A 280-nucleotide genomic window follows, 5' to 3' on the forward strand; every position below is an offset into this window, starting at 1 on the left:
CGCAGCAGGTCCGCATAAAAAGAACTCGTAATCATCAAGTGGTAAATAATACCTAAACACATCCGCATTTATGCGCCCTTTTAAATCAAAGCTTTCGTCTTTTAAGTTAAAGCTCTCATCTTTTAAATTAGAGCCATTGCCTTGCTTTTCATCAAGCTCAGGCTGCGATAAAAGTGAGTAGTAATCAATTGCCCCGACACTCGTATCTGCAAGTGTTTTTAGCTCGTTATAAAACGCACGCTGCTGTTTATTTTTAGCACTGTGAAAAATATGCAAAGGG

General features: G+C 38.9%; 1 pseudogene. It reads right to left on the reverse strand.

What is annotated here, in order from left to right:
• Window positions 1–280, reverse strand: a pseudogene (locus tag AAEY68_RS20930) (2Fe-2S iron-sulfur cluster-binding protein); the annotation flags it as partial.

Origin of the sequence: Pseudoalteromonas sp. RB2-MNA-CIBAN-0110 (assembly GCF_040309305.1) — a bacterium.
Lineage (GTDB): Bacteria > Pseudomonadota > Gammaproteobacteria > Enterobacterales > Alteromonadaceae > Pseudoalteromonas > Pseudoalteromonas arctica.